The organism is Cellulomonas sp. PhB150, assembly GCF_003755175.1.
Taxonomy (GTDB): Bacteria; Actinomycetota; Actinomycetes; order Actinomycetales; family Cellulomonadaceae; genus Cellulomonas.
On the sequence record NZ_RKHX01000001.1, the window covers coordinates 1,017,520 to 1,038,505 of the forward strand.

A 20,986-nucleotide genomic window follows, 5' to 3' on the forward strand; every position below is an offset into this window, starting at 1 on the left:
GCACATCCGACCCATCCACCCCGGCGTGGGCGCCGAACTCCCCTCGACAGTGGACGCCGGGAAGCTCCCGGGGTCTCCACCCAAGACAAGGAGTTCCACCATGCGTACCACCGCCCGCACCCGCATCGCCGCAGTCCTGCTCGCCGGTGTCACCGGCCTGGCCCTGACGGCCTGCAGCTCCGACAGCGACAGCTCCACCGACGCGGGTGCCTCGTCGCCCGCGATGGAGTCGCCGGCCATGGAGTCGCCGTCGATGGCACCGAGCGACGACGCCACCACCGGGATGATGGACCCCGCTTCGGACCTCGTCGGCGCCGGCTGTGCCGACTACGCCGCCGCCGTCCCCGACGGCCCGGGCTCGGTGACCGGCATGTCGACCGACCCGGTCGCGGTCGCCGCATCGAACAACCCCCTGCTGACCACGCTCACCGCGGCGGTCTCCGGCAAGCTCAACCCGGACGTGAACCTGGTCGACACGCTCAACGGCAGCGAGTTCACGGTCTTCGCCCCGGTCGACGACGCGTTCAAGAAGATCGACGCCGCCACGATCGACGGCCTCAAGACCGACAGCGACACCCTGACCAAGATCCTCACGTACCACGTGGTCCCCGGTCAGATCTCGCCCGACAAGATCGACGGCGAGCACAAGACCGTCGAGGGCGGCACCGTGAAGGTGACCGGCTCGGGCGACGACATCATGGTGAACGGCGCCAAGGTCATCTGCGGTGGCGTGCACACCGCGAACGCCACGGTGTACCTCATCGACTCGGTGCTCATGCCGACCATGTGACACGAGCCGGACCGGAGCCCCCGCGCCAGCCCCCACCGGGCGCGGGGGCTCCTTCATGCCCGGCTCGCGACGCTCAGGGCAGGTGCGGGGCGTCGTCGAGCACAGCGGTGAGCTGCCGGTCGTACGCGCGGTGTCCCCCGAACGCGAGTCGCCACGGGTAGCGCCGCGAGCGCCCCAGGTCCCACACCAGCACGCCCCGCGCTGTCGAGACGGTGATCACCACACCGTGCGGCGCGTACTCGTACGGCACCGGGCCGACCCTCGCGAGCACGGTGTTCATCCGGTAGGCGAAGGATGCTGCGGTCGGGAGCAGCAGTCCGACGCCCGTGACCTGGGACCAGGCGACGTGCTCAGGCGCGTCGACCGCTCCTCTGCGGGTCACGCCGGAGTCGTCGAGCACGACCGACGCCGCACGGTCGGCCGACCGCCACGTCACGCCTTCGGCCGTCGCCCGCCAGGGCAGGTCGGCGACCACCCGCGCGGGTCAGCTCTGGGTGAGGACGACGACCGGGGTGGTGGTCGGCTGGGCGGAGCCGCCCTCCGGCTCGACGGTCATCGCCAGGGCGTCGCCCGACGAGAAGTCGTCGGTCAGTCGACGCACGGAGCCGCCGTCGGCGGAGAGGACCCCGGCCGACGCCGCCTCGTCACCGTTCACGACCCACAGCTGGTAGACCTTCCCGTCCGCGAGGGCCGGCAGGCCGGTCGCGCTGAACAGGGCGTCGTCGTCGGTGAGGACGGCCGTCGCGGTGCCACCGCCGGCCACGTCGCCGTGCACGAGCACGGCAGAGGGGTCGCGGAGCACGTCGGCGAGCGCCTGCTGCTGGTTGCTGGCGTCCTCGGCACGCTGGTGCTGCTGCACGAGCAGCGCGCTGGGCACGGCGGCACCGATGACGACGGCGGCGGCCAGCGACCACCAGCGCTGCGCGCCGCGCGGCGTGGCGGCGCGGTGCGACGTCGCGGGAACGGCGGCCGGGCGCTCGGGCTCCCGCAGGAGCGGCGCGGAGTCGTCGGCCGACGGTGCGGCGCCGTCCGCCGGTGCCTCGGCGCTCGTCGGCCGGGCCTCGCGGGCCACCGCGGCGAGCACGGACGCACGCAGGCCGGCGGGCGGCTCGGCGGCGACCGCGGAGCCGAGGCGGGCGGCGACGGCGAGGAGGTCGGCGAGCTCGCGGGCGGCATCGGCATCGGTCGCGACTAGGCGCTCGACGGCGCGGCGCTCGATGTCGTCGACCGCGTCGAGCGCGTACGCGCCGAGCAGGGAGCGCACGTCGTCGCCGGTGGCGCGGACGTCGTCGTTCTCGGTCATGCCGCCACCCCCAAGCAGTCCTTGAGCCGGAGCAGGCCGTCGCGGATGCGCGACTTCACGGTGGGCAGCGCGGCGCCGAGGGTGTCGGCCACCTCGCGGTAGGTCTTGCCGCCGTAGTACGCGAGCACCACGGCGCGGTGCTGGGTCTCGGTGAGCGTCTGCAGGCAGTCGCGCACGCGAACCTGCTCCAGCATGCCCTCGACCTCGTCGGCGACGACGTCGAACGGCCGCTCGCCGCTCTCGTCGAGCACGCGCTGGTCGCGGTCGCGCTGGGCCTGGACCGAGCGGACCCGGTCGACCGCGCGGCGGTGCGCGAGCGTGACGACCCACGTGCGGGCCGAGCCTCGCGCCGCGTCGAAGCGCGACGCGGTGCGCCAGACCTCGACCCAGACCTCCTGGGCGACCTCGGCGGCGTGGTCGGGGTCGCGCAGGACGCCGAAGCAGGTGCCGAACACGGGTCGCTCGAGCTGTCCGTACAGCTGCTCGAACGCAGACTGGTCCCCGGACGCGACGGCCGCGAGCAGATCGGGGGCGTCGCTCGTCGGTTCGGGGGCCTGCACCACGCGCGCCAGTGTGCCGTACGAGCGCACCAGATGCGCGCGCGACGTGCGCGGGGCTGGGCTCGGAGCCAGCAGGAGGAGCACGGGACACCTTCCGGATCGGCAGGCAGGGACCGGGGACGATGGGAGTTCGGAGCCGAACCGGCCGCGGATGGCCCCTAGCGCACAATCACCCCCTCAGCGCGTCGGGAGCGGGTGAGAAGCGCACCGACGCCGCCCGACGTAGGTTGCGGGGATGTCGACCCTCGCCGCCGCGCGCCGCCAGCTCGTCCAGCACGGACCCGCGCTCGCCCTCGCCGCGCTGCTCGCCACCTCGGGCACCATCCACCTGGTCAAGCCGGGCGTGTTCCGGCCGCTGATCCCGCGGTCGCTCGGCGACCCGGACCCGTGGGTGCTCGGCAGCGGCGTCGCAGAGCTCGCGTGCGCCGGGGCGCTGGCCGTGCCCGCGACGCGTCAGGTCGGCGGGCTCGCGTCGGCGGCACTGCTCGTCGGGGTCTTCCCCGGCAACGTGACGATGGCCGTGCGGTCGCGGCCGGACGCGCGCTCGTGGGCCGGCAAGCCGGCCGTTGCATGGGCCCGACTGCCGCTGCAGGTGCCGCTCGTCGCGTGGGCCCTCACTGTTGCGCGCAGCGCCCGCAGTGCCCGCAGTGCCCGCTGACGGGCCGCCCGAAACAGGAGGCGCCCCGCCGACGCCTCGTCGATAGTGGACCGATGGACGACAAGGCCACCCTGCACCGCTACCTGCGCACTGCCCGGAACGACCTGCTCGGCAAGATCGACGGCCTGAGCGAGTACGACGCCCGGCGCCCCCTGACCCCCACCGGCACGAACGTGCTGGGCCTGGTCAAGCACGTGGCCAGCGTCCAGCTCGGCTACTTCACCGACACCTTCGGCCGCGCCTCCGACATCACGGCACCCTGGCTCGCCGACGACGCCCCGCCCGACTCCGACATGTGGGTCGCGGCCGACGAGAGCCGCGCGTCGATCGTGGCGTTCCACGAGGCGTCCGCCCGGGCGTCCGACGAGGTCATCGAGGCCCTCGACCTCGACGCGGCAGGCACCGTCCCGTGGTGGCCCGACGACCGCAGCGCGGTGACCCTGCACCAGGTCCTGGTCCATGTGCTCGCCGAGACGGCCCGGCACGCCGGCCACGCCGACATCCTGCGCGAGCACCTCGACGGGTCCGCCGGCCAGCGGGTGGGCGACGCGAACGTGCCGGACCGCTCGTCGGACCAGTGGTCGGACTATGCCGCACGGATCGAGGCTGCCGCCCGCGTGGCGGCGGCCGCGGCCGGCGAACGAGTCCCCTGAGGCGCCCGGCGGTGTCTGGGGCCACGATGGCGAGATGGCAGAGATGACCCAGCTGGAGATCAATGCCCACGTGATCGAGCAGTTCCGCGCCGGGGGTCCCATCGAGGGGATGCACCGCGACCGGCTCCTGCTGCTGACCACCACGGGGCGCTCGTCGGGCGAGCCGAGGACCGCGCCCATGATGTTCCACCTCGACGAGGGCCGGCCGGTCGTGATCGCGTCGGCCGCCGGCGCACCGCGCGACCCGCAGTGGTACGACAACCTCGTCGCCGACCCGGCCGTGCACGTCGAGCTCGCCGACGAGGAGTACGACGCCCGCGCCGTCGTCGCGAGCGGGGACGAGCACGACCGCCTCTGGGCGGACATCACGGCTGCCTACCCGTTCTTCCTCGAGCACCTGGCCAAGGCCGGGCGGGCGATCCCGCTCGTGATCCTCGACCGGGCCTGACCCGGCCGGAGGGGTGGACGGCGCAGGCCGCCCACCCCTCCGCAGGTCCGCTACGCGGCGACGCCTCCTCGCCTCGAGCGGGCGACGAGCAGCACCAGTCCTGCGAGCAGCGTGATCACGCCCGCGAGCGCGAGCCCGCCCACGTCACCGCCCGTGGCGGCGAGGTCGCCCGCCGCCACCACGCGCAGCACCGCGCTGCCCTCGGCTCCCGAGCCGACGCCCCGCACGACGACGGTGTGGGACCCGACCGGCGTCTCGGTCGGCACGGTCGCGACGACCTCCACGCCCCCGTCCGCATCCGCCTCGCCCTGCGTGAGCAGCACCGGCGTCGAGTGCAGCCAGACCTCGACCGCCTCGCCGGGCTCGAGCCCGGTCGCCCGGACCGTGAGCGTGCCGCCCGCCTCGACCCGGCCGGCCGAGAGCGTGACGTCGACGTCGTCCTCGTCCCCGGGCAGGGCCGGGTCCGTGGGGTCGGTCGGGGTCGGCCTCGGCGCGGCCGAGCCCGACGGCGTCGGACCCGCGGTCTGGGACGGCGAGGGCGTCGGCGACGCGGTGGCCGTCGGGCTCGGTGACTGCGACGGGGTCGGGGTCGGCGTCGGCGTCGGCGACTGCGTCGGCTCGGGGTCGGTCGGCCCCGACGGGCTCGTCTCCGGGTTCGTCCGCGGGTCCGCGGGCGCGGCCGGCGGCTCGATCCCGGCGTCGGGGTCGGCCGGGTCGGGGTACCGCTCCACGTAGCTCGGCACCGTGCTCGAGCTCTCGTTGCGCGCCCCCACGCCGTTGACCACGTGCTCGAAGATCCCCTCGCCGCCGAGCGAGACCACGAGCAGGTGGTGCAGCGTCACGCCGTCGGTCTTCGGCACCTCGAAGCCGCCGTCGACCGTGATCTCGTCCTCCTCGGTGTCCGACGTGAAGTTGGAGTACGACCCCAGCCCCCACGCCTCGTGGTGCTTCACCGAGCTGTCGACCTTGTAGGCCGCCCAGCCCTTGACCCCGTCGTGGTTCCACGCGGCCTGGTCCGGGACGTCGTACGGCAGCTCGTTCTGGAAGAACACGGTCCGCCCGCGCTCGCCCTTCCAGAGCACGTTGTAGCGCTGGAAGTGCTCGACGAAGAGCCCGTACGCGGAGACGTCGTCGCCGTTGACCACGAACCCGTAGTCCGAGGTGTTGGCGTCCCAGCCGATCCCCGCTCCGTGGTCGCCGCGCCAGGACCACACGTGGTCGACGATCGTGTCGTCCGCGTCGACGACCATCGCGGCGTCGACCTTGCCCGCCACGGCGCCACCGACACGCAGGAACACGTCGCTGAGCACGATCGGGTCGGCCGCGTGGTCGCGGTGCACGTCCTTGTCGCCGACGACGAGCAGGGCGGGCGACTCGGTCACGGCCGCGTCGAACAGCAGGCCCGCGACGCGGATGCCGTCGGCGTCCGCCACGTGCATGCCGATGCCGCCGCCCGTCGGGATGATCGTCGCGAGGCCGAGTCCCAGCACCACCGTCCCGGGCCGCGTGACCTGGATCGTCTTGTCCATCCGGTACACGCCGGGTGTGAACAGGACGTTCTTGCCCGCCGCGAGGGCCGCGTTGACCTGCGTCGCGGTCGCGCCCTGCTTCACGACGAAGAAGTCGGTCAGCGGGATCGACGTGCCCGGGGTCGTGCCGTTCTCCCACGTGGTGCCCGTGGTGCCGTCGCGCAGCGCCGGGACGCGCACGGACCAGTCGGCCGCCGCGTTCTCGTCGTCGCCCGACAGGTACAGGTAGGGCTTCTCGGCGATCGCGCCCGTGTGCTCGAGCGCGGTGATCGGCGGCGTCGGGTACGCACCCCAGCTGGCAGGGAGCGTCGCGCGGGGGTCGCCCGCACCGTCGCCCTTGGACACGTCACCGGTCACGCCCGAGTAGACGAAGTTCCACACCCCGCCCGCCCACGTGCCCACCGAGCTGTCCCGGGCGTACCACTGCTGCTGGGTGAACGACTTCACGTAGCCGGTGACGTTCGAGTCGGCGATGAAGCCGCCCGACGACCACCCGTACCGCCCGGAGTCGAGCTGGAGGTTGCCGTTGACCTGCACACGCCGCAGCGGAGCGGCCTGCGAGGTCGCCCAGTGGCCGGTGCCGCCCGTGGGCGTGTACGAGAGGTTCTCCGCCGAGCGCCAGAAGTTCTGCGTGGCGTTCATGTCGAACCACTCGGCGTCGACCCAGTCGCCGCCGCTGATGTCCACGTCCGTGGGGTCGAGCCCCGCGCCCGACATCGCCGTGTAGAAGCCGACCCGCGCGTCGAGCGTGTAGTCGCCGGGCTTGAAGAAGATCTGCCAGCGCCCCTCGCCGAACTGGTCCTCCTCCTGGTCCGCGAACACCGAGTCGAAGATCGCCTGGATGTCCTGGGCGTCCATCGACGGGTCGAGGACCAGCACCCGGGAGCCGAGCAGGTCGGTCGTCGGGAGCTCGATCCTGCGGCCCTCGAAGATCTCGAGGTCCCACAGCGAGACACCGAACGTCGTGCCGCGCGTGACCGCCTCGATGCGCACGTACCGGGCCCGCACGGGCTCGAACCGCGTCACCTCCGGCCCCTTCTCGCCCAGGCCGCGCACGCGCGCCGCCGTGGTCCAGGTGGAGCCGTCCATCGACGTCCTCACGTCGTAGTCCTTGGCGTAGGCGCCCTCCCAGTACGGCTTGAGGCCGCACACCGGAGCGACCTTGCCGAGGTCGACCTGGATCCACTCGCCGTCGCGCCCGACCCAGTTGCCGCTGCCCGGGGGCGTCTCGGCCACGCCCGAGTCCCAGCGGGACCAGACGTTGGAGTCGATCGCGTCGCCGCCGTTGCCGTGCGACGCCGTCGCGGTCACGCCGGCGTCCCTCACCAGGTCGCGGCCGCACACGAGGTCGCCGATGCCGGGCACCACGGGACCGGTCGGGTCGGGGTCGGTCGGGTCGGTCGGGTCGGTCAGGCCTGCGTCCACCGGCTCGCCCGTCGCGGAGAGCACCTGCAGCTCGTAGAGCGAGTAGCCGAACGTCGAGCCGCGGTGGATGCCCTGCATGCGCAGGTACCGCGCGGTCGTCTCGTCGAAGTCGACCGTGTGCGTCCCGGCCGCCTTGTCCCGCTGCTGCGAGACCGTGGTCCACGCGGTGCCGTCCGTCGAGACCTGGACGTCGTAGTCCTTGCCGAAGGCGGCCCCCTCCCAGAACAGCTTGACCTGGTGGACGTCGTACCGGGCGCCGAGGTCGACCTGGAACCACTCGTCGTCCTTGCCGTTCCAGCTGCCGTCGAGCGCGCTGCCCCACTTCGTCGTCATGACCCCGTCGACGCCCTGCGCGGCCGGGTCCTGGGACGACGAGGCGGTCGCGGCCTTGCCGAGCGCCACGTTGACCCCCGCCCCGTCGACGACCTTCACCGAGCGGGTCTCGATGCCCACGTTGCCGCGACCGTCGCGCGCCAGGACGTAGACCTTCCACGCCCCCGCCGTCGTCGGCGCGGTGACCGTGAACGTCCCCGCCGTCCCGGAGTAGGTCGCCTTCTTCAGCGACTTGTCCCCGGTGGCGTAGCTGCCCGACAGGTCGATCTCGTAGGTGATCGCGTCGCCGTCGGGGTCGCTCGCCGCGGCCGAGACCTCGAACGTCGAGCCCGCCACCACCGAGCCGGTCGGCACGGTCATCGAGGAGATCACCGGCGACGAGTTGTCGTCCGCCGCCGAGCCGCCGTAGGCCTTCGCGACCGCGTAGTAGCCGAGCCGCTTCTCACCGCCGGTCAGGACGTTGAGCCAGACACCGCCCATGTCCTTCTCGACGCCGTAGTGGAACAGCGTCGCGCCGAGCGCCTGCCCGGGGTGGTCGGTGACGGCCTTCCACGCCTTCGTGTACCCGGCCGCCTTCTGCACGTCCGTGGGCTCGACGGGCACGCCGTTGGCGTCGTCGGGCACCTCCCACTCCCCCGTGGGTCCGCCCTCGGTGATGAGGTACGGCTTGCCGTAGTCGCCCGCCTCCCACGCGGCGTGCACGTCGCCGATCGCGCCGTAGGAGTTGACCGCCAGCAGGTCCAGCGCCGGTGCGTTCTTCTTGTAGTACGGCCACGCGCCGACGTACGCGTCGGTCGAGGTGACCGGGTGGTTCGGGTCGATCGCGTGGATCGCGACGGCCGCGTCGTTGACGAACGACGTGTAGGCGTCCCGCTGCGCCTCGAGCTTCGCGCCCGAGTAGCAGCTCTGCAGCCCCAGCACGGACTCGTTGCCGACGTCCCACAGCAGCACGGCCGGGTCGTCCTTGTACTGCGTGGTCCACTTCTCGATGTCGGCCAGCGCGGCCGCCTTGTAGCCCTCGGCGTCGTCCACGAAGTCGGGGCAGCCCCCGCTGCCCGGCCCGCCACCCGGCTGCAGCCAGAACCCGGCGACCACGCGGATGCCGTTCGCCGCGGCCACGTCGAACAGGTGTGCCGACGAGGCGTCGGTCCCCCACGTGCGGATGGTGTTGACCCCCATCGCCTTGAGGTCGGCGACGTAGTCCTCCGCGTGCGCCGCGTCGGGACCCCACGTCATGCCCTTGACGACGTACGGCTCGCCGTCGACGAGCAGCTGCCAGCTGCCGTTGCCGCCGACCACCTCGACCGTCCTGCCCGAGGGCTCGACCGGCGGCGTCGTGACGGTCTCGCCGTAGACCTGCACCTCCCACAGGGAGTACCCGTAGCCGATCGCCCGCTCGGTGCCGAGCACGCGCACGTAGCGTGCGGTCGCCGGGGTCGGGAGCGTGACGTCGTCCTCGTAGAGCTCGGGGTTCGCGGAGCCGGCCAGCAGGGGCGCCGCGCCCGGGGCGGTGTAGACCGTCGTCCACGCGGCGCCGTCCGACGAGACCTCGACCGTGTACGCGCTCGCGCGGGCCCGCTCCCAGTCGAGCTTGACGCGCTCGATCGTGCTGGCCTTGCCGAGGTCGACCTGCAGCCACTGCGGGTCGACGTCGTGGACGCTCTCCCACCGGCTCTGCAGGCTGCCGTCGACGGCGGCGGCGGCACCGGCGCTGTTCGAGGACGCGGTCGCGGTCTTGCCCTGCGAGAGCAGCACGGGTGCGTCGGCGGCGGCCGGCAGCACGGCTGCTCCGACCGTGAGACCGACGAGCGAGAGCACGCCGATCGAGGCGACGGCCGCACGCCAGCGGCGGCGGGAGAAGGGTGGGGCCAGGGCTGTCATCGGGGTCCTCCTGGTGGTGCCGGTCGTCGTCGACCGGGCGGGCACGCGCTGTTCGTCCTTGAGCAGGGGCTGGTGGTGCTCGCGCCGGGCACGGGGTGCTGTGCGGTGCGCGGATCTGTCGAGCGCTTGCGCGCACGGGCGTCGCTGCCCGCGTCAGAGAGCGCTCTCTGTGTGCTGGGAGTATGTCGGGATCGCGCCGCATGCCGCAAGAGAGCGCTCTATGGATCCCACTTTCGGGTGCATGAGCCAGCACTCGACCGGTCCCGCCCGCGCCGGTCGGGCCGCGGCCCGGCCCGCGGGCGCTACCGTGCGGGGGTGCAGGACGACGTCGCCCCCGGCCCCCGTGTGAGCACGCTCGAGGACGTGGCACTCGTCGCGGGCGTCTCCCGCGCGTCGGTCTCGCGCGTCGTCAACGGCAAGGCCGGAGTCGCGGCCCACATCGTCGAGGCCGTCAACGACGCCATCGCCCGCACGGGCTACGTCCCCAACCGCGCCGCCCGCTCCCTGGTCACGCGCCGCTCGGACACGGTCCTGGTCGTCGTCTCGGGCAGCGACACGAGCCGCGCAGGTCCCTGGGGTCCGGGCGACGTGCTCGCCGACCCGTTCTTCGGCCGCGTCGCCGGTGGCCTGATGAGCTCGTTGCGCCCGCGCGACGTGCACCCCGTGCTCATGCTCGCCGTCACGGACGACGAGCGCAGCCGCGTGCTGTCCTACGTGCGCGAGGGCAGCGCCGACGGCGTCCTGCTCGTCTCCGCGCAGGCCGGCGACCCGCTGCCCCAGATGCTCACCGACGCCGGCCTCCCCGTCGTGCTGTTCTCCCGGCCGGACCACCCGCTGCCGCTGAGCTACGTCGACGTCAACAACCGCGCAGGCGGGGCACTCGCCGCCGACCGGCTGGTCGCGCGCGGCTGCCGCTCGGTCGGCATCGTCACCGGTCCGCTCGACATCCCGGGCGCCGAGGACCGGCTGGTCGGCTTCCGGGAGGCCATGGCCCGGCACGGCGTGGCCTACGTGCCGTCCGCGGCGGGGACCTTCTCCGTCGAGAGCGGCGTCGCCGCGATGGGCACGCTGCTCGCCGACCACCGGGTCGACGGGGTGTTCGCCTCGAACGACAACATGGCGGTCGGCGCGATCCTCGCTGCCCAGGAACGCGGCCTGACGGTGCCCGACGACGTCGCCGTGGTCGGCTTCGACGACAGCACCGCCGCGCTGATGTGCCGGCCCACGCTCACCACGGTGCGCCAGCCCATCGAGGCGATGGCGGCGGAGATGGCGCGCCTCCTGCTCGAGCGGCTCGACGCCCCCGACCAGCGGCCGAGCGCGGCGATCTTCGAGCCCGCCCTGGTCGAGCGCGGATCGGCCTGACGAGCCGCACCCGGTTCGTCGGTCGGTCGCCGCGCGGGACACAATCGAGCGGTGACGGCGACCACGCAGACCCAGCCACCCGCCCCGCGGCGCGCTCGTCGCGCGCACGGGAGCCCGGCGATGACCGTCGCGCTCCTCGTCGTCGTCGGCGCGATCGTGCTCGCCTCCGCGCTCGTGGTCGCGCTCACCTGGCCCGGCCACGTGACGCCGTCCGGCCAGGCCGCGGGGCTCACCGACGCGGGCGTCCAGCACGTCAAGGCCGAGGTGACGGGCGCGCGCATGGAGAGCTGCGACGCGAGCGTCGAGAACATGCTCCCCGACGGCACGCTGCCGTCGTCGGTCGCCTGCCTCGAGGTCGAGGCGCGCGTGACGTCCGGCGCCGACGAGGGGCGGGTGGTGTCGGTCTACGCGACGTCGGGCATCACCGCGGGCGACGTCCCGGCGGGGACGCGGATCATCGTCGAGCACTACCCCGCGGCCGACGGCGCCCCCGAGACGTGGGCGTGGTCGGACTTCTCCCGCGGCGTGCCGTTGGGCGCGTTCGCCCTCGCGTTCGTGCTGGTCGCGGCCGTGGTGGCCGGCTGGCGCGGGTTGCGCGCGGTGGCCGGGCTGGCGGTCGCGTTCACGGTCATCTGGGTCTACCTGCTCCCGGCCCTGGTCGCCGGCAAGCCGGCGCTGCTCGTCGGGCTCGCGGCGTCCGTCGTCATCATCACGGTCGCGCTCTACCTCGCGCACGGGCCGAGCCTGCGCACGACGACCGCGCTGGGCGGCACCCTCGCAGGGCTGTTCCTCGTCGCCGCGCTCGGCGTGCTCGGCGCGCATGCCGCGCACCTGTCACCCGTGGCCTCCGAGGACGACTACCGGCTCGCCGCGCTGCTCGGCGACCACGGCGTCCAGACGCTGCACGGCGTGTTCCTGTGCGGCGTCGTGCTCGCCGGGCTCGGGGTGCTCAACGACGTCACGATCACGCAGTCCTCGGCGGTCTGGGAGCTGCGCGCGGCCGATCCCACGGCCTCGTGGCAGTCGCTGTTCACGGGCGGGATGCGGATCGGGCGCGACCACATCGCGTCGACGATCTACACGATCGCCTTCGCCTACGCGGGCGCCTCGCTCCCCGTCCTCATGGTCCTGCAGCTCTACGACCTGCCACTCGGGCAGACGCTCACGAGCGGGATCTTCGCGCAGGAGATCGTCCGGACCCTTGCGGGCTCGATCGGTCTCATCCTCGCCATCCCGCTGACCACCGCGATCGCCGTCACCGTCGCCACCCGCGCGAGCACCCGCCAGCTCACCGTCACGGGCGGCCACACCCACTGACCCCGGGCCGGCTCTACGCGACGGGCACGGCGACCTCCGCCCGCGCGTTCTCGGCGGGCGCCGAGGCGGAGCGGACGACCAGGGCGGCGATGGCCGTCGTCAAGGGAATCGCGAGGACCAGCCCGATCGAGCCGACGAGCGTGCGGGCGACCTCCTCCGCGAGCTCGCCGTTCTGCAGCGTGTCGAGGATCGCGCGGTCGGAGATGCTCACGAGCAGGACGAGCGGGAGGGTCGCGCCGACGTAGGCGAACACGATCGTGTAGACGGTCGAGGCGATGTGGTCGCGGCCGATCCGCATCCCGCGGGAGAACAGCTGGCGGCGCGACGCGTCGGGCGAGGCCGCGCCCAGCTCCCACACGGCCGAGGCCTGCGTGATCGTCACGTCGTTGAGCACGCCGAGGCCGGCCAGCACCATGCCGCAGAGCAGGACCGCGCGGAGCCGGACGTCGGGCGCGGCGGACATCAGGTCGAGCGCGTACTCGTCGGACAGGCCCGTGAGCTGGGCCGCGCCGCTCGCCCACGCCGCGATGAGCGCGGTGGCGGCGAGGCCGGCGAGCGTGCCGACCAGCGCCGTCGACGTGCGCAGCGTGAACCCGTGCGCCAGGTACAGCACGACGAACATGATCGCGACGGCGGTGACCAGCGCGACCGGCACGGCAGGCTTGCCCTGCAGGAGCGCGGGCAGCGTGAAGGCGCCGATCATGCCGAGCGACGCGGCGAGCCCGACGAGCGCCGCGAGCCCTCGCCACCGGGCGACGGCGACGACCAGCACGACGAACCCGAGGGCCAGGATCGCCAGCGGTGGACCGCGGACGTAGTCGACGAACACGTACGGCGTCCCACCGGGACCCGCGTCGCCCGTGTCGACGACCTGGATCCGGTCCCCCGCCTCGAGCTCGCCGAGGTACTCGGGCGGCACGTTGACCCACACCGGGGCCCCACTGATGCGCGCTCGGAGCTGGTGGACCTGGTCGGCGGCGTCAGGGTCCACGGCGACGACCGTGCCCGTGTGGAACGTCGCGCCCGGGGCGGAGGTCTGGAGCGTGGGCTGCTCGCCGTGCGGCCAGAGCAGCACGGCCCCGAGCACGGTCGCCAGCAGCACCGGGACCAAGATCGCCGTGAAGATCGCTCGCGCGCGGCGCCTCAGCCGGTCCGGGGTCGGCCCGACCGGGCCGTGCACGTGTCCGCTCATGGCGCCGAGCATCACGCGCGCGGGCCTCGAGACGAGGGAGCCACGCCGCTGTTTGCTTTTGATAGTCATTCTCGTTTAGGTTCGAGACGTCGCTCCGGCCCGCAGTCCCGTCAATGGGAACTGTTATCGTTACGGTGCCCGGACGCGGCCTCCCACCGCCCGGCACATCTCCCGCTAGGACCTCGTCGCCATGAAGAAGTCGCTCGCCCTCGTCGTCGCCACCACGGCCGCGCTCGCGCTGTCCGCGTGCTCGTCCTCCGACTCCGACCCGGGCGGCGCCGCGACCGGGACCGTCGCGGTCGTCACGTCGACCAACGTCTACGGCGACATCGCCGCGCAGGTCGGCGGGGACCTCGTGCACGTGACCGCGATCATCGACGACCCGTCCGCGGACCCGCACTCCTACGAGGCCAGCGCCCAGACGCAGCTCGCCCTGTCCAGGGCCGCTCTCGTCGTCGAGAACGGCGGCGGGTACGACGACTTCGTCGACACGATGCTCGACGCGATCTCCACCGAGCCCGTCGTCGTCAACGCGGTCGAGGTCTCGGGCAAGGACACCGGCGGCGACCTCAACGAGCACGTCTGGTACGACTTCCCGACCGTGCGGGCGCTGGCCGGCACGATCGCCGACGAGCTGAGCAGCATCGACGCGGACAACGCGGCGACCTACGCTGCCAACGCCACGGCCTTCCAGGCCAAGGTCGACGACCTGATCGCCGAGACGGACGCGATCAAGGCCGAGCACGCGGGTGCGGGGGTCGCGATCACCGAGCCCGTCCCGCTGTACCTGCTCGAGAACGCGGGCCTCGTGAACAAGACGCCCGAGGCCTTCTCGGAGGCCATCGAGGAGGAGACCGACGTGCCGCCGGCCGCGCTCAAGGACACGATCGCGCTCTTCTCGTCGCACGCCGTCGACGCGCTCGTGTACAACTCCCAGACCACCGGCACCGAGACCGAGCGCGTGCTGTCCGCCGCGAAGGACGCCGGCGTGCCCGTGGTGCCTGTCACCGAGACCATGCCCGAGGGCAGAGACTATGTCTCGTGGATGACGGCCAACATCGACGCGGTGCGCAGCGCGCTGGCCTCGTGACCGCCCATCCCCCGCTCGAGCTCACCGACGCGAGCCTCGCCTACGGCGAGCGCACGGTCTGGTCCGGCCTGGACCTGACCCTCGAGGCCGGCGACTTCCTCACCGTGCTCGGGCCGAACGGCTCGGGCAAGACCAGCCTGCTGCGCGCGATCCTCGGGCTGCAGCCGCTGACGGGGGGACGGCTGAGCATCCTGGGGCGGCCGGCCCGCCGCGGCAGCAAGGACGTCGGCTACATCCCGCAGCAGCGGCTGATCGACCCGGCGACCCCGGTGCGTGCGCGCGACCTGGTCCGCATGGGGATCGACGGCGACCGGTGGGGCCCGGGGCGGCACAGCCACCGCGAGCACGTGGAGGAGCTGCTCGCCGCGGTGGGGGCCTCGTCCTACGCCGACGTGCCGCTCGGCATGCTCTCGGGCGGCGAGCAGCAGCGGGTGCGGATCGCGCAGGCGCTCGGCACGCGCCCCTCGATCCTGCTGTGCGACGAGCCGCTCCTCTCGCTCGACCTGCGCCACCAGCACGAGGTCACCGCGCTCATCCACGAGACCCGGCGGGCCACCGGCACCGCGGTCGTGTTCGTGACGCACGAGATCAACCCCGTGCTGCCGTGGACCGACCGCGTGCTCTACCTCGCCCCCGCCGGCCACGCGATCGGCGCCCCCGACGACGTGCTCACCTCGGAGAAGCTCAGCGCCCTGTACGGCACGCCGGTCGAGGTCCTGCACTCCCAGGGCCGCGTCCTGATCGTCGGGGGCGACGAGCACAGCCACCACGTCGACGAGGTGGGCGAGTGATCACGACGATCGTCTCGGCGGCACTGCCGACCGCGGTGTCCGCCGCCGGCTCGGACGACTGGTGGAACCGGCTGTTCAACTTCGACAACTACGGCGAGCTGCTCTCGCTCGTGCACAACTCGATCATCGCGGGCGCGGTGCTCGGGCTGGTCGGCGGGCTCGTCGGCGTCTTCGTCATGCAGCGCGACCTCGCGTTCGCGGTGCACGGGATCAGCGAGCTGTCGTTCGCGGGCGCCGCCGCGGCCCTGCTGTTCGGCATCGACGTGGTGCTCGGGTCAGTGCTCGGGTCCGTGCTGGCGGCCGTCGTCATCGGCTTGCTGGGCACCCGCGCGCGTGACCGGAACTCGATCATCGGTGTGCTCATGCCCTTCGGGCTCGGGCTCGGCGTGCTGTTCCTGTCCCTCTACCCCGGGCGGGCGGCGAACAAGTTCGGCCTGCTCACGGGGCAGATCGTCGCGGTCGACGACACGCGGCTCTCGCTCCTGGTCGTCATCTCGGCGATCGTCATCGCGGGGCTGCTGGTCATCTGGCGGCCCCTGACGTTCGCGAGCGTGGACCCTGACGTGGCCGCCGCCCGCGGGGTGCCGACCCGCGCCCTGTCGTTCACGTTCATGCTGCTGCTCGGTCTCGCGGTCGCGCTCGCCGTGCAGGTGGTGGGCGCGCTGCTCGTCCTGTCGCTGCTCATCACCCCCGCCGCGGCCGCGAGCCGGATCAGCGCGTCGCCGGTCGTCGTGCCGCTGCTCAGCGTCGCCTTCGCGGTGACCAGCGCCGTCGGCGGCATCCTGCTCGCACTGGGCGGCAACGTGCCGATCAGCCCGTACGTCACGACGATCTCGTTCGTGATCTACCTGGTGTGCCGGCTCGTCGGGAGCTCCCGGACGCGCCGGGGCTGGACGCGCCGGGCGATCGCCTAAGCCCGAGCCGCCGAGCGCGCCCGCCAGTCGCTGGCCACCATCTCGACGAGGTCGTGGCGCATCTGCCAGCCCAGGTCGCGCGCTGCGAGCTCGCCTGACGCGACGATGCGCGCCGGGTCACCGGGCCGGCGCGGGGCGATCGCGGGCTCGACGTCGCGGCCGGTGACGGCCGCGACGGCGGTCATGATCTGCCGCACCGACACGCCGTCGCCGCTGCCCAGGTTGTACGCGGGCTCCAGGGGGCTACCGGCGTCCAGCGCCTGCGCCGCGGCGACGTGCGCGAGCGCGATGTCGCCCACGTGGACGTAGTCGCGCACGCACGTGCCGTCGGGCGTCGGGTAGTCGTCGCCGAAGATCGTCGGCGTCTTCCCGGCCGCGACGGCCTCGAGCGCGAGGGGGAACAGGTTGTGCGGGCTGGTGTCGACGACGGCCTCGTCGGCCGAGCCCACGACGTTGAAGTACCGCAGGCTCGTGTGGCGCAGGGGCGACTCGGAGTCCGCCGTCGCGCGGCCCTGGTCGCGCAGCAGCCACTCGCCGACGAGCTTGCTCTCGCCGTACGGCGACTCGGGCGCGGTGGCGGTGGCCTCGGTGACGAGGTCGGTGTGCGGCGTGCCGTAGACGGCGGCCGACGACGAGAAGACGAGCGAGCTGACGCCCGCGTCGGCCATCGCCTGCAGCACGCTGGCCGTGCCGGTGACGTTCTGCTCGTAGGTGTGCAGCGGCCGCCGGACGCTGACGCCGGCGTACTTGAAGCCCGCCAGGTGCACGACGCCGGCCACGTGGTGCTCACGCAGCGCGGCCGTCAGCGCGGCGGTGTCGAGGATGCTCGTGCGCAGGAACGGCACGCCGTCGGGGACGAAGGACTCGTGGCCGCTCGACAGGTCGTCGACGACGACCACGTCGAGCCCCTGCGCGACGAACGCCCGCACGATGTGCGCGCCGATGTATCCGGCTCCGCCGGTGACCAGCCAGGTGCTCACGTCACTCCTTCTCGTCGACGCGGCTCGCCGCGCCGTCTCCCGTTGCTGCCAAGAATCCCGGCCCGCTCCAGCCGTGCTCCGCGAACGCGGCGCGCACGGCCTCGGACACGGCTCCGACCTGGTCGGCGTCGACCAGCGCGATCGCCGACCCGCCGAACCCGCCGCCGGTCATGCGCGCGCCGTACGCGCCGGCCGCGCGCGCGGCCTCGACGGCCACGTCGAGCTCGGCGCAGCTGACCTCGTAGTCGTCGCGCAGCGAGGCGTGCGACGCGTCCATCGCGGCACCGACCTCGCGCACCCGGCCCGCGGTCAGCAGGCCGACGAACTCCTCCACGCGGCCGATCTCCGTCACCACGTGCCGGACCCGGCGCCGGACGACGTCGGCGGCCACGGTGCTGCCGTCGGGCAGCGTGACGTCGTCGAGCTGCGCGAGCGCTCCCGGGAGGTCCGTGACCTCCCGAAGCGTCGGGACGCCGAGCCGCGCGGCCGCCGCCTCGCAGGTCGCGCGGCGCTGGCCGTACTGGCCGTCGACGAGCTGGTGCGGGGCGCGGGTGTCGATGACCAGGAGCGCGAGACCGTCGGCCGCGAGATCGAACGGGATGTGCGTGAGGGAGCCGTCGCGCATGTCGAGCAGCAGCGCCGTGCCGTCGCGCGCGAGCAGCGCGGCGGACTGGTCCATGCCGCCCGTGCTCGCCCCGGCGACCTCGTTCTCGGCGCGGATGCACGCGGCGACGAGCGTGCGGCGCCCCTCGTCGTCCCCGCCCAGGCCCAGGCCGAACGCCTCGTCGACCGCGACCGCGACCGCGGACTCGAGCGCCGCGGACGACGACAGCCCGGCTCCGTACGGGACGCACGAGTCGACGGCGGCGCGGTAGCCACCGATCGCATGGCCCTCCTGCGCGAGCGCCCAGGACACCCCGACCACGTAGCCCGGCCAGCCCTCGACCCGGCCGGGGCCGATCTCGGCGACCGGCTGGGTCCACACGTCGCTCTCCTGCTGCGACGTCAGCGTCACGTCGGGCGTGCCCACCGGGGAGAGCGCGACGTAGGTGTGGTGCGCGAGCGCGATCGGCAGGCACAGGCCGCCGTTGTAGTCGGTGTGCTCGCCGATGAGGTTGACGCGGCCGGGCGCGGCCCACACGCCGGCGGGCTCGTCGCCGAACGCGGCTCGGTACGCGGCGCGTGCGCGCTCGGCACCCTCGGCGTGCGTCCAGGCGGGGATCTGGTTCATGCGAGCTCCTGCAGACGGGCGGCGATGCGCTCGGGGGTGGTGTCGCTGATCCAGGCGGCCATGCCGGACTCGACGCCGGCGAGGTACTTGAGCTTGCCCGGTGCGCGCAGCACCGAGAACAGCTGCAGGTGCAGGCGGCCCAGCTCACGGCCCTCGCCGACGACGGCCTGGTGCCAGCCCGAGATGTAGGGCAGCGGGATCGGCTCGCCGGTGGCCGGGTCGACGAAGAAGCGGTCGAGCCGCTGCAGCAGCGTCAGGTAGGTCGCGGCGAGGTCGTCGCGCTCGGCGTCGGTCAGGCCGGGCAGGTCGAGCACGTCGCGCCGCGGCGCCAGGTGCACCTCGACCGGCCATTTGGCGGCGGCCGGCACGTACGCGACCCAGTGCTCCGACTCGAGCACGACGCGCACGCCGGCGCGCAGCTCGGCGGCGACCACGTCGGCCAGGAGCGAGCCGCCCGTGCGGTCCCGGTAGGCGCGCGCCTCGCGCAGCATCGCGGTCGTGCGGGGGGTGACGTACGGGAGCGCGTAGATCTGGCCGTGCGGGTGCGGCAGGGTCACGCCGATCTCCCGGCCGCGGTTCTCGAACGCGAAAACCTGCTCGATGCCCGGCAGCACGGACAGCGCCTCCGTGCGCTGGGCCCAGGTGTCGACGATCGTGCGGACGCGCTCGACCGGGAGCGTGCCGAACGACGCGTCGTGGTCGCTGGAGAAGACGACGACCTCGCAGCGGCCCGCCGCGGGACGCACGGTCCACAGGTCCTCTCCGTCGAGCGCGACGGGGTCGGTCGACTCCCCTGTCGACTCGCCTGGCACCTGCATGAGCGCCGCGAACCGGTTCTCGAAGACGGCCACGTCGTACGCGGTGTCGGGGATCTCGCCGTCGCTGTAGGCAGCGCCGGGCTTGGCCGGGCACAGCGGGCAGGAGTCAGCCGCCGGCAGGAAGGTGCGGTTCATCCGGTGGGACGCCATCGGGACCCACTCGCCGGTGAGCGGGTCGCGGCGCATCTGGGGGCCGACGAAGGGCGTGGTGTGCCCGTCGGGGCCGACGACCGGCGCGAACCGGTCCGCGAGCGGCCGCGGGTCGTCGAGCCGCCGCGTCGCCGCGCCGGAGAGGTACGGCTCGGTGTCGTCGACGTAGACGAGCTCGCGGCCGTCGGCGAGGCGCGTGGAGGTGAAGCGCGGGCCGGTGCCGTTCCGCACGCCGGGCTGCGCGACGCGCTGCGTGCCCGTCGTCCCGTCCACCGTCGTGTCCTCGTCGTGCGCGTCCTCGCGCCTCAGGCCTGCCACGGTGACCTCCTGCGTGTTAACGTCAACATCCGAACACCACGGAGATTGTCACGACTCGCGGCGCGATGTCAACGCCAAGCCCCCCACCTGCAACGATGCCCCCGGGTGGCTCTCGGCCGGGCGGCGAGGGCTGCGTGTTCACGTGAACATGCTCTAGGGTCCTGGCATGACCACCCCGACGCCGAGCAGCGCTCCGGCCCCGCGCAGGCCCGGCGCGTCCATCGGCGACGTCGCGCGCCTCGCCGGCGTCTCCGCGCAGACGGTCTCACGGGTGTCCAACGAGGCCGGCAACGTCCTGCCGGCGACGCGCCAGCGCGTCCTCGACGCCATGGAGCAGCTCGGCTACGCCCCCAACCGCGCCGCGCGGGCGCTCCGCACCGGGAGCTTCGCCGCGATCGGCGTCGTCGTGCACCGCCTCGCGCGCACCGGCGAGTCCGGCACGGTCGACGCGATCGTCGACGCCGCGCGCCGCGAGGGGTACACCGTCAACCTCGTCGACGTGGCCTCCCCCTCGTCGGACGACGTCGCCGCGGCGCTGCAGCGGCTGAGCAACCAGAGCGTCGACGGCCTGATCATCGTCCGGGCCGAGACGGCCACGCCCACCAGCCTCGCGCTGCCGCCGCGCACCCCGGTCGTCGTGGCCGACTCGCGCTTCGTCGGCCACCACCCCGCGGTCGGCGCGGACCAGGTCGCTGGCGCGAGCCGGGCCGTGCAGCACCTGCTCGACCTCGGCCACGCGACGGTGCACCTCCTGGCCGGACCCGTCGAGTCCGGCCCGGCCCAGCTGCGCGCGCAGGCGTGGCGCAGCACGCTCGAGCGGGCCGGTCGCGGCGTGCCCGCCCCCGTGCAGGGCGACTGGTCGGCGCAGTCCGGGTACGAGGCGGGGCGGCTGCTCGCGCAGGACCCCGCGGTGACCGCCGTGTTCAGCGCCAACGACGAGATGGCGACCGGGCTCCTGCACGCGCTGCACGAGGCCGGCCGCCGCGTGCCGCAGGACGTCTCGGTCGTCGGGTTCGACGACATCCCCCTCGCGTCGCACCTCTGGCCGCCGCTGACGACCGTCAGGCAGGACTTCACGCGCGTGGGCGAGGAGCTCGTCCGGCTCCTGCTCGAGCAGATCCGCAGCCGGTCGGCGTTCGTCGACCGCAACGTCGTCGTCCCGGCCCCGCTCATCGAGCGCGCCAGCACCGCCCCACCTCCGCCGCGCTGACGCACGTCTTCGCCGGCCCCGCACAGGCGG

General features: G+C 73.6%; 18 protein-coding genes. 10 read left to right on the forward strand and 8 right to left on the reverse strand.

Going from position 1 to position 20,986, the window contains the following annotated elements; genetic code table 11:
* Positions 1-100 precede the first annotated feature (100 nt).
* Positions 101-790, forward strand: a complete 690-nt coding sequence (locus tag EDF34_RS04755) for a fasciclin domain-containing protein (protein WP_123370155.1) — start codon at positions 101-103, stop codon at positions 788-790.
* A 73-nt stretch (positions 791-863) separates the two neighbouring features.
* On the opposite strand, the gene EDF34_RS04760 is transcribed toward EDF34_RS04755, so the two are convergent.
* Genes EDF34_RS04760 through sigK form a run of 3 tightly spaced genes read right to left on the reverse strand, consistent with a single transcriptional unit; the run spans position 864 to position 2,737 of the window.
* Positions 864-1,226, reverse strand: a complete 363-nt coding sequence (locus EDF34_RS04760; RefSeq protein ID WP_148076577.1) for a hypothetical protein — start codon at positions 1,224-1,226, stop codon at positions 864-866.
* A gap of 48 nt (positions 1,227-1,274) precedes the next feature.
* A complete protein-coding gene (locus EDF34_RS04765; protein ID WP_123370157.1) occupies positions 1,275-2,093 on the reverse strand; it encodes an anti-sigma factor in 819 nt (272 codons plus the stop codon).
* Positions 2,090-2,737 carry an ECF RNA polymerase sigma factor SigK gene (gene sigK, locus EDF34_RS04770; RefSeq protein ID WP_233575180.1) on the reverse strand — a complete coding sequence of 216 codons (648 nt, stop codon included), beginning with the start codon at positions 2,735-2,737 and terminating at the stop codon, positions 2,090-2,092. The genes EDF34_RS04765 and sigK overlap by 4 nt, the downstream gene beginning before the upstream one ends.
* Before the next feature lie 151 nt (positions 2,738-2,888).
* Between sigK and EDF34_RS04775 the strand changes: the two genes are divergently transcribed.
* Genes EDF34_RS04775 through EDF34_RS04785 form a run of 3 tightly spaced genes read left to right on the forward strand, consistent with a single transcriptional unit; the run spans position 2,889 to position 4,412 of the window.
* The gene (locus EDF34_RS04775) at positions 2,889-3,311 is read left to right on the forward strand and encodes a DoxX family protein (RefSeq protein WP_123370158.1); all 423 of its coding nucleotides are present in this window, start codon (positions 2,889-2,891) and stop codon (positions 3,309-3,311) included.
* Positions 3,312-3,364: 53 nt separating this feature from the next.
* Positions 3,365-3,964 (forward strand): DinB family protein, encoded by a 600-nt coding sequence (locus EDF34_RS04780; RefSeq protein ID WP_123370159.1) that lies wholly within the window; start codon positions 3,365-3,367, stop codon positions 3,962-3,964.
* A 34-nt stretch (positions 3,965-3,998) separates the two neighbouring features.
* A complete protein-coding gene (locus tag EDF34_RS04785; RefSeq protein WP_199737634.1) occupies positions 3,999-4,412 on the forward strand; it encodes a nitroreductase/quinone reductase family protein in 414 nt (137 codons plus the stop codon).
* Positions 4,413-4,462: 50 nt separating this feature from the next.
* Here EDF34_RS04785 and EDF34_RS04790 read toward each other — a convergent pair whose 3' ends face one another.
* Complete coding sequence (locus EDF34_RS04790) at positions 4,463-9,580, reverse strand: discoidin domain-containing protein (RefSeq protein ID WP_123370160.1); 5,118 nt, start codon at positions 9,578-9,580, stop codon at positions 4,463-4,465.
* A 315-nt stretch (positions 9,581-9,895) separates the two neighbouring features.
* Between EDF34_RS04790 and EDF34_RS04795 the strand changes: the two genes are divergently transcribed.
* The gene (locus tag EDF34_RS04795; RefSeq protein ID WP_199737635.1) at positions 9,896-10,945 is read left to right on the forward strand and encodes a LacI family DNA-binding transcriptional regulator; all 1,050 of its coding nucleotides are present in this window, start codon (positions 9,896-9,898) and stop codon (positions 10,943-10,945) included.
* Positions 10,946-10,996: 51 nt separating this feature from the next.
* Positions 10,997-12,262, forward strand: a complete 1,266-nt coding sequence (locus EDF34_RS04800) for a YibE/F family protein (RefSeq protein ID WP_233575181.1) — start codon at positions 10,997-10,999, stop codon at positions 12,260-12,262.
* Positions 12,263-12,275: 13 nt separating this feature from the next.
* On the opposite strand, the gene EDF34_RS04805 is transcribed toward EDF34_RS04800, so the two are convergent.
* Positions 12,276-13,454, reverse strand: coding sequence for a YibE/F family protein (locus EDF34_RS04805; protein ID WP_123370685.1), 1,179 nt, complete (start codon positions 13,452-13,454; stop codon positions 12,276-12,278).
* Between the two features lie 190 nt (positions 13,455-13,644).
* Between EDF34_RS04805 and EDF34_RS04810 the strand changes: the two genes are divergently transcribed.
* The 3 genes from EDF34_RS04810 to EDF34_RS04820 are packed head-to-tail and all read left to right on the forward strand — an operon-like array spanning position 13,645 to position 16,249.
* Entirely contained in the window at positions 13,645-14,544 is a 900-nt protein-coding gene (locus EDF34_RS04810; RefSeq protein ID WP_123370162.1) for a metal ABC transporter solute-binding protein, Zn/Mn family, read from the forward strand.
* A complete protein-coding gene (locus EDF34_RS04815; protein WP_123370163.1) occupies positions 14,541-15,335 on the forward strand; it encodes a metal ABC transporter ATP-binding protein in 795 nt (264 codons plus the stop codon). Before EDF34_RS04810 ends, EDF34_RS04815 begins: the two co-directional genes overlap by 4 nt.
* 35 nt (positions 15,336-15,370) lie before the next feature.
* A complete protein-coding gene (locus tag EDF34_RS04820) occupies positions 15,371-16,249 on the forward strand; it encodes a metal ABC transporter permease (protein ID WP_123370686.1) in 879 nt (292 codons plus the stop codon).
* Here the strand turns inward: EDF34_RS04820 and galE are convergent.
* Genes galE through galT form a run of 3 tightly spaced genes read right to left on the reverse strand, consistent with a single transcriptional unit; the run spans position 16,246 to position 19,659 of the window.
* Positions 16,246-17,229 carry a UDP-glucose 4-epimerase GalE gene (gene galE, locus EDF34_RS04825; protein ID WP_123370164.1) on the reverse strand — a complete coding sequence of 328 codons (984 nt, stop codon included), beginning with the start codon at positions 17,227-17,229 and terminating at the stop codon, positions 16,246-16,248. The two genes, EDF34_RS04820 and galE, sit on opposite strands and share 4 nt — an antisense overlap.
* 1 nt (position 17,230) lies before the next feature.
* On the reverse strand, positions 17,231-18,460 hold the full coding sequence (gene galK / locus EDF34_RS04830) for a galactokinase (RefSeq protein WP_123370165.1): 1,230 nt from the start codon (positions 18,458-18,460) through the stop codon (positions 17,231-17,233).
* The gene (galT, locus tag EDF34_RS04835) at positions 18,457-19,659 is read right to left on the reverse strand and encodes a galactose-1-phosphate uridylyltransferase (protein WP_123370687.1); all 1,203 of its coding nucleotides are present in this window, start codon (positions 19,657-19,659) and stop codon (positions 18,457-18,459) included. Before galT ends, galK begins: the two co-directional genes overlap by 4 nt.
* 253 nt (positions 19,660-19,912) lie before the next feature.
* On the opposite strand from galT, the gene EDF34_RS04840 reads away from it, so the two are divergent.
* Positions 19,913-20,956 carry a LacI family DNA-binding transcriptional regulator gene (locus EDF34_RS04840; RefSeq protein WP_123370166.1) on the forward strand — a complete coding sequence of 348 codons (1,044 nt, stop codon included), beginning with the start codon at positions 19,913-19,915 and terminating at the stop codon, positions 20,954-20,956.
* The last annotated feature ends 30 nt before the right edge of the window (positions 20,957-20,986 follow it).

Excerpts from the sequence above, each read along its gene's own strand:
- EDF34_RS04755 (WP_123370155.1), top strand. The coding sequence starts at position 101 with ATGCGTACCACCGCCCGCACCCGCATCGCCGCAGTCCTGCTCGCCGGT.
- EDF34_RS04765 (WP_123370157.1), bottom strand. The coding sequence starts at position 2,093 with ATGACCGAGAACGACGACGTCCGCGCCACCGGCGACGACGTGCGCTCC.
- EDF34_RS04775 (WP_123370158.1), top strand. The coding sequence starts at position 2,889 with ATGTCGACCCTCGCCGCCGCGCGCCGCCAGCTCGTCCAGCACGGACCC.
- EDF34_RS04780 (WP_123370159.1), top strand. The coding sequence starts at position 3,365 with ATGGACGACAAGGCCACCCTGCACCGCTACCTGCGCACTGCCCGGAAC.
- EDF34_RS04785 (WP_199737634.1), top strand. The coding sequence starts at position 3,999 with ATGGCAGAGATGACCCAGCTGGAGATCAATGCCCACGTGATCGAGCAG.
- EDF34_RS04790 (WP_123370160.1), bottom strand. The coding sequence starts at position 9,580 with ATGACAGCCCTGGCCCCACCCTTCTCCCGCCGCCGCTGGCGTGCGGCC.
- EDF34_RS04805 (WP_123370685.1), bottom strand. The coding sequence starts at position 13,454 with ATGAGCGGACACGTGCACGGCCCGGTCGGGCCGACCCCGGACCGGCTG.
- EDF34_RS04810 (WP_123370162.1), top strand. The coding sequence starts at position 13,645 with ATGAAGAAGTCGCTCGCCCTCGTCGTCGCCACCACGGCCGCGCTCGCG.
- galK (WP_123370165.1), bottom strand. The coding sequence starts at position 18,460 with ATGAACCAGATCCCCGCCTGGACGCACGCCGAGGGTGCCGAGCGCGCA.
- EDF34_RS04840 (WP_123370166.1), top strand. The coding sequence starts at position 19,913 with ATGACCACCCCGACGCCGAGCAGCGCTCCGGCCCCGCGCAGGCCCGGC.